Consider the following 5,988-nt stretch of genomic DNA (forward strand, 5'->3'; position numbering starts at 1 on the left):
AATAATAACAAGCTGGAATTTTTAACCATTTAAAATACATCCAAAAATGGTCAACCTATTTCAGGACAAGACAAAAATGAGAGATAATCACAAAAATATGATTGAATTATTAGACGTTTCTAAAGCGGATAATATTTATTCTTCTCTTATTCGACATACAATAAGTGGAGAGAAACTAAACCTACGATTCGGAATTGAAAAATCTGATTATGCTCGACTGAAAAGAATATTGGAATTTCGACCCTTCGAAAATACTGGATTTGCGCCTTATCGCTATTTTTTCGCTCTTTCATATCGACCTGACTCTGAAAACGACCGAATTTCGATAATCTCTGTACGAGTTGAACAACTTGATAGAAACAAACAATTTGAATTTGAATTGAGTAAAAAATATATATCAAACATTTTGTGGTTTAATGAAATAACTAACAAAAAAGAAATTGAACAACTGATTGAAATATAAAAACTGCATACAACAACGGCTATAATCCATTGCGGCTGAAATTCCTTTCGGAATTTCATTGCAATTTGCTATCTTTCGGCTATGACGGAAAGAATCCTACGGATTTTTCCGCAACGAAATCATAGCCAAACCCGTTGGCAATAATTAAACAAACCAAGAAACAATAAATTAAATTATGGCATTATACAAAATTACAGTTAAGAGTTCTTCTACAACAAATGGAATTAGATTAGAGAAAGGAATGTCTGTTCAAGTTACCACAAGAACAGCATATAACCCAATATCGACAAATGGCGGAAAAGAAGTTGTTGATGCTTTTATGAGAATTTATGGAGTAGATATTAAAAGAGCTGGAAAGCTATCCTCTTCTTATCTTGAACTTAAGAAGATAAGCTAATGACTGATTCCCAAAAAAAAGACTTTAAAGATATTGGATTAACTTGTTTTCCTTGGATTGGAAACAATTATGAAAATGGTGGAATATTTAATAAAAAAATACTAATCCTAGGAGAATCACATTATGGAACTGACAAAGATGCTTGGTTCAACGAAAATTTGACAAGATTATCAATTCAACAAAAAATTGGAGAAGCAACTGGAGAAAATGGAAAGTTTTACAAAAAAGCCTTTCATACGAATATATTTAAAGCATTCAATGAAAAACCTGCAACAAATGAAAATAAGGTTGACTTTTGGCATTCTGTTGCTTACTTTAATTATGTTCAAGGTTCAGTAGGAGACAAACCAAGGGTAAGACCTATAAAAGAAGATTGGGAAAAGTCGTTTCAACCGACTTTAGACAGTATTAAATTACTAAAACCCGATTTAATCGTAGTTCTTGGATACACTTTGTGGAAAAATATTTGGCATCGATTTGAAAATGATGTTTATGAAAAAACAACATTTAACAATAATCATAATATTCACAAATTACGAACTGATAACAATCCATTAATGTTTTGTATTAAACACCCAAGTTCTGGATTTTCAAGTAACTATTTTCGACCTGAAATTTTGAAATACATTAATGAAAAATAACTATTGCCAACAATGTGTATAATTCATTGCTAGTAAAGGCTTACTTACGAAAATCCTCGCGGATTTTCTATTCGGTTTGTATTTGCTAAATTAGTTGCTTAAACACGTAACGAAATCATACACTAACTCGTTGGCAATAATTAGAGCTTCAACATCTGTTTGAAAAACTCGTTTCTATCCATATCTAAATGTCGAAGTACTTGTTTTACGATAAACTCTGGAACTGGGTCAATGTGAGTTTGAATAGTTATTGGTCTGTCCATTCCTGATTTCGACCATTTTTCGTGTCCACCACGACCTTTTGTGCTTTTGATTATATTTAATCCTTGACTTGATAAAAATTTACGAAAGTCCTTTAAAGGTATGTTAGATAACTTTTTAGTGGACATCCGAATTGAATTTTAAGCAAACGCTGGAATACCGACTTCTTGATGAAAAGTTTTTACAGGATATTTATCAAAAATTTCCGAAACATAATCATTATTACCAATAACCGAAGTGATACTTGGTGCTAATACTTTTTTAGGTCTCTTTAATGTTCCTTTCAATTCCCAACCAAGATTCGTAAGAATTTTTCCTAAAGTTTTCTTTTTTAGAGTATAATCAACAAAGTCCTCAAAAACAATTTCAAAAGACTTTTTTGCATCTCTTAAATTGTTTCCGTAACCTGTTAAATCTAAATGTGGAGAGTATATAAAGTTAATACCACCTTCATCTTTGAAGTGAATAAGTAATAAATTGACTTTTACTTCGCCAACCTTATTTTTATAACCACCTTGAAAAAGATATTCTGCCATAATTTCTAAATCGGAATCAAATATATGTAAATATAAATAACTATTGCCAACAACGTATATAAAAAATAGCTAAATCTGTGCCAAATTTTATTTGCATTGCTTCTTTAATAACTCTATTTTAGTCGAAAAAGTATGTGTTTCTTTACACGCTACTTTTCATATACAAGACCGTTGGGCACAATATTGGCTGAACCGGAAATTGTCGATTAAATTTACGATATTTGTTTTTAAACAAAAAAGAAGATTTTATAAATGGAAATTAGGACTGACATAAAACTTGGAGATAGTAAAAAAATCTTAAAAAAATTACCTGATAATTCGGTTGACTTAATATTTACTTCACCACCTTATGCTGACCAAAGAAAATCTACTTATGGTGGAATTCATCCAGATAAATATGTTGATTGGTTTCTACCGATTTCAGAAGAACTATTCAGAGTTTTGAAGCCAACAGGAACATTTGTCCTAAACATAAAGGAAAAAGTTGTCAAAGGAGAAAGAAGCACTTATGTAATGGAATTGATTTTGGCAATGAAAAAACAAGGTTGGTTATGGACAGAGGAATTTATTTGGCATAAAAAAAATGCTTTTCCAGGAAAATGGCCGAATAGATTCAGAGATTCTTGGGAAAGACTTTTGCAGTTCAATAAAGATAAAAAATTTAATATGTACCAAGAAGAAGTTATGGTACCTATGGGAGATTGGGCAAAAACAAGACTTAAAAACTTGAGTGAAACCGACAAAAAAAGAGATGAATCTAAAGTTGGTAGTGGTTTTGGAAAAAATATATCTAATTGGGTTGATAGAAAAATGGCATATCCAACTAACGTATTACATTTAGCAACTGAATGTAATAATAAAAATCATAGTGCAGCTTTTCCAGAGTCTTTACCTGAATGGTTCATCAAACTATTTACCGAACAAGAAGATGTTGTTTTAGACCCATTTATGGGTTCAGGAACAACAAATTTTGTAGCACAGAGAATGAACAGAAATTCGATTGGAATTGAAATCTTGCCAGAGTATTACAATATGGTTAAAGAACAATTAGAACCAACCAAATTAATATTATTAGAACCAGAAGACGAATATGAATCAACTGAACTTAACGGACGTCACGCAGTACGTTGAAGAAAACATAGGAACATTTCATCAAAAAAGAATTGAACGACTAAATAAACTCAAATTAAAAACCGTTCTAAAAAAGAAAAATCCTTATTTATTTAAAGCAAAACACTTATTAACAGCAAACGAAATCGTACAAGGAATTGCAGATGCATATATTTCGTCTGGTGAAGAAACAATATTTGGTGATTGGTTAGAAGGTCTTGCTATTTTTATTAATCAAAAAGTATATGGTGGTTGGAAATCTGGAATTCCAAATATCGATTTAGAATTTGATAAAGACAACGCTCGTTACATTGTTAATATAAAATCTGGCCCAAATTGGGGAAACAGTAGTCAAATTTCTAAAATGAAATCCGATTTTAAAACAGCTCAACGAACATTAAGAACCAGTAATTCCAATCTAATGGTTGTTTCAATAAATGGTTGTTGTTATGGAATTGACAATCGACCAGACAAAGGAGATTATTTCAAATATTGCGGACAGGAATTTTGGGAATTTGTTTCTGGAAATTCTGACTTATATACTGAAATAATTGAACCGCTTGGACACAAATCTAAAGAAAGAAATGATGAATTTATGGAATCATACTCGAATATGATTAATAAATTTACGAGAGATTTCATTAAAGACTTTTGTAAATCAAACGGAGAAATCGATTGGATAAAATTGGTCGAATTTAACTCTGGAAAAAAGAAATAAAATACTGTGCCCAACAATGGCTATAAGTAATTGCTTGTTCTCGCCTACTTCTGAAAATCCTCGCGGATTTTCAGTTTGGTGTGTACTTGCAAAGTTAAGTGCTAAACCACGCAACTACTCATAGCCGAGACCGTTGGCAACAAGCTAAAATCACTCAAATGGAACGTCGAACGATAATAATAATTGGATTTCTATTCTGTTTAATCGGAATTTTTATCGGACCATTATTTTATGAAAACACACAATATGGAGAGATTTTCTTTTTGTTAATTATATATCCAATTCCTGCATTAATTTTAGCAACTCTAAATGGATACTTACTTCGATTTTCGGAATTGAAAACTCAAAATCTGATTTTAAAAATCGGAATTGCAATCATTCCTATTCTAATTATGATATTGCTTGCGATTGGAAAGGAATCACCAATTCAATTTGTAGCAACTTTTGGAATTATTGGAATTGGAATAACTAATCTTATTTGGATTACAAAATTGACTAAAAACCAATTGACCACAAACTAAAAAATGAAAATAAAAACTATAATACTGACTATGGGAATTCTATCATTTTTATTTGGTTGCAAAAACGAGAATAGATATCTAGATAAACACGGAAATGAAATCATTGAAAAAGGAGATGAAACATATATAATCCCAGCCGAATATGAAAAAACAGGAGTAACATATAAAATCTTTTTGAGGAATGAAACTGACAAAACTGTAAGTATTAAAGATAAATTTGCCTTGAAACCGAATGATGAGAAAGTATTCGAATTTGTTGATACAGATTCCCTTTTGTTTGACATTGGACCTAAAATCTATTTCGGAGATACTGGACTTGAGGTCGATGATAAAAAAGGTGAATTAGCTGGAATTGGAGGCGAATATTGGGAGAAATATAATGTTCCTGATGATGTTGAATATGGATTTGTAATAGTACCATCTGGCGAAGGAGATATGCCAACCGAATAAAAGCCAGTTGCCAACACCGTGTATAATTAATTGCTTTGGTCGTTGCCTATTTGGAAAATTCCTTCGGAATTTTCTCGCGTTCGTTTTTGTTTACTAAATTAGTTGCTTAAACACGCAACTAACCATACACAAGAACGTTGGCAATAATTATGAAAAACCTATTCCTAAAGAAAATATTACTTCTGACAATAATGTTGATTTCATTCAGCTCATTTGCTTGTGAATGTGAATGCGAAGGAGATTGTTCTTTTAGCGGAGTAGCAAACGGAATGGAATTCGTTGCTCTTGTGAAAGTAATAGAATACTCTGACTTTCTTAACGAAGAAATAATTGGTTATGAAGGAAAAATGCCTTTTTCTATGACAGTTGAAATCATAAAAAAGTATAAAGGTACCGAATCACGAAAACGAATCAAAATTTGGGGAGACGACGGAGCTCAATGTAGACCTTATATTGCGGAATTTGAAATTGGAAAATATTATTTAATTGCACCAACTCGAATAGAAAAAGATTCTGAACTTGGAAAACAAAATGATTATGATTTCTTCTCTTGTTGGACTGATTATTTGACTGTCGACATTGAAAATGGAATTGCAATTGGAGAATATTCCAAAAAAAGGAATAAAATATTACTGAAAGAACTTGAAAACGAACTGGAAAAATAACTATTGCCAACAATGTATAACCGCAATTACGGCGGATTCGACTACGTCCGAATCCACTCGGAATTGCTAACGTCTGTGCTAAACCGAAAAACATTAACTTTAATCCCGTAACTGACGGTTATACGAAACCGTTGGCAAACATTTAACTGAAGGCATCGTCCTGAAATAGGTTGACTAAAAAATCATTTAAAATTAGTCAACATATGGAACAACAATCAAAATCATC

At 31.5% G+C, this 5,988-nt stretch carries 10 protein-coding genes; 8 read left to right on the forward strand and 2 right to left on the reverse strand.

Going from position 1 to position 5,988, the window contains the following annotated elements; all coding sequences use genetic code 11:
- The first annotated feature begins 97 nt into the window (after positions 1–97).
- From QGM60_RS17905 to QGM60_RS17915, 3 genes are all read left to right on the forward strand, one after another.
- Positions 98–463 (forward strand): hypothetical protein, encoded by a 366-nt coding sequence (locus QGM60_RS17905; RefSeq protein ID WP_281141615.1) that lies wholly within the window; start codon positions 98–100, stop codon positions 461–463.
- 175 nt (positions 464–638) lie between these two features.
- Positions 639–860 (forward strand): DUF6140 family protein, encoded by a 222-nt coding sequence (locus QGM60_RS17910; RefSeq protein WP_281141616.1) that lies wholly within the window; start codon positions 639–641, stop codon positions 858–860.
- Complete coding sequence (locus tag QGM60_RS17915; RefSeq protein ID WP_281141617.1) at positions 860–1,501, forward strand: hypothetical protein; 642 nt, start codon at positions 860–862, stop codon at positions 1,499–1,501. The genes QGM60_RS17910 and QGM60_RS17915 overlap by 1 nt, the downstream gene beginning before the upstream one ends.
- Positions 1,502–1,641: 140 nt before the next feature.
- On the opposite strand, the gene QGM60_RS17920 is transcribed toward QGM60_RS17915, so the two are convergent.
- The gene (locus QGM60_RS17920; protein ID WP_281141618.1) at positions 1,642–1,890 is read right to left on the reverse strand and encodes a type II toxin-antitoxin system HicA family toxin; all 249 of its coding nucleotides are present in this window, start codon (positions 1,888–1,890) and stop codon (positions 1,642–1,644) included.
- A 12-nt stretch (positions 1,891–1,902) separates the two neighbouring features.
- A complete protein-coding gene (locus QGM60_RS17925) occupies positions 1,903–2,298 on the reverse strand; it encodes a hypothetical protein (RefSeq protein WP_281141619.1) in 396 nt (131 codons plus the stop codon).
- 252 nt (positions 2,299–2,550) lie between these two features.
- Between QGM60_RS17925 and QGM60_RS17930 the strand changes: the two genes are divergently transcribed.
- The 5 genes from QGM60_RS17930 to QGM60_RS17950 all read left to right on the forward strand — a co-directional run bounded on the left by QGM60_RS17930 (position 2,551) and on the right by QGM60_RS17950 (position 5,762).
- The gene (locus tag QGM60_RS17930) at positions 2,551–3,429 is read left to right on the forward strand and encodes a site-specific DNA-methyltransferase (protein ID WP_281141620.1); all 879 of its coding nucleotides are present in this window, start codon (positions 2,551–2,553) and stop codon (positions 3,427–3,429) included.
- Complete coding sequence (locus tag QGM60_RS17935; protein ID WP_116496959.1) at positions 3,389–4,126, forward strand: PmeII family type II restriction endonuclease; 738 nt, start codon at positions 3,389–3,391, stop codon at positions 4,124–4,126. Before QGM60_RS17930 ends, QGM60_RS17935 begins: the two co-directional genes overlap by 41 nt.
- 158 nt (positions 4,127–4,284) lie before the next feature.
- Positions 4,285–4,647 carry a hypothetical protein gene (locus QGM60_RS17940; RefSeq protein ID WP_281141621.1) on the forward strand — a complete coding sequence of 121 codons (363 nt, stop codon included), beginning with the start codon at positions 4,285–4,287 and terminating at the stop codon, positions 4,645–4,647.
- Positions 4,648–4,650: 3 nt separating this feature from the next.
- Positions 4,651–5,097 (forward strand): hypothetical protein, encoded by a 447-nt coding sequence (locus tag QGM60_RS17945; RefSeq protein WP_281141622.1) that lies wholly within the window; start codon positions 4,651–4,653, stop codon positions 5,095–5,097.
- 149 nt (positions 5,098–5,246) lie between these two features.
- Positions 5,247–5,762 carry a hypothetical protein gene (locus QGM60_RS17950; protein WP_281141623.1) on the forward strand — a complete coding sequence of 172 codons (516 nt, stop codon included), beginning with the start codon at positions 5,247–5,249 and terminating at the stop codon, positions 5,760–5,762.
- The last annotated feature ends 226 nt before the right edge of the window (positions 5,763–5,988 follow it).

This window comes from Winogradskyella sp. SYSU M77433 (genome assembly GCF_029911945.1).
Classification (GTDB): Bacteria; Bacteroidota; Bacteroidia; order Flavobacteriales; family Flavobacteriaceae; genus Winogradskyella.

What these genes read in the sequence shown, in the direction of transcription:
- QGM60_RS17935 (WP_116496959.1), top strand. Translation starts at nt 3,389, where the DNA reads ATGAATCAACTGAACTTAACGGACGTCACGCAGTACGTTGAAGAAAAC.
- QGM60_RS17910 (WP_281141616.1), top strand. Translation starts at nt 639, where the DNA reads ATGGCATTATACAAAATTACAGTTAAGAGTTCTTCTACAACAAATGGA.
- QGM60_RS17905 (WP_281141615.1), top strand. Translation starts at nt 98, where the DNA reads ATGATTGAATTATTAGACGTTTCTAAAGCGGATAATATTTATTCTTCT.
- QGM60_RS17925 (WP_281141619.1), bottom strand. Translation starts at nt 2,298, where the DNA reads ATGGCAGAATATCTTTTTCAAGGTGGTTATAAAAATAAGGTTGGCGAA.
- QGM60_RS17930 (WP_281141620.1), top strand. Translation starts at nt 2,551, where the DNA reads ATGGAAATTAGGACTGACATAAAACTTGGAGATAGTAAAAAAATCTTA.
- QGM60_RS17920 (WP_281141618.1), bottom strand. Translation starts at nt 1,890, where the DNA reads ATGTCCACTAAAAAGTTATCTAACATACCTTTAAAGGACTTTCGTAAA.
- QGM60_RS17940 (WP_281141621.1), top strand. Translation starts at nt 4,285, where the DNA reads ATGGAACGTCGAACGATAATAATAATTGGATTTCTATTCTGTTTAATC.
- QGM60_RS17950 (WP_281141623.1), top strand. Translation starts at nt 5,247, where the DNA reads ATGAAAAACCTATTCCTAAAGAAAATATTACTTCTGACAATAATGTTG.
- QGM60_RS17915 (WP_281141617.1), top strand. Translation starts at nt 860, where the DNA reads ATGACTGATTCCCAAAAAAAAGACTTTAAAGATATTGGATTAACTTGT.
- QGM60_RS17945 (WP_281141622.1), top strand. Translation starts at nt 4,651, where the DNA reads ATGAAAATAAAAACTATAATACTGACTATGGGAATTCTATCATTTTTA.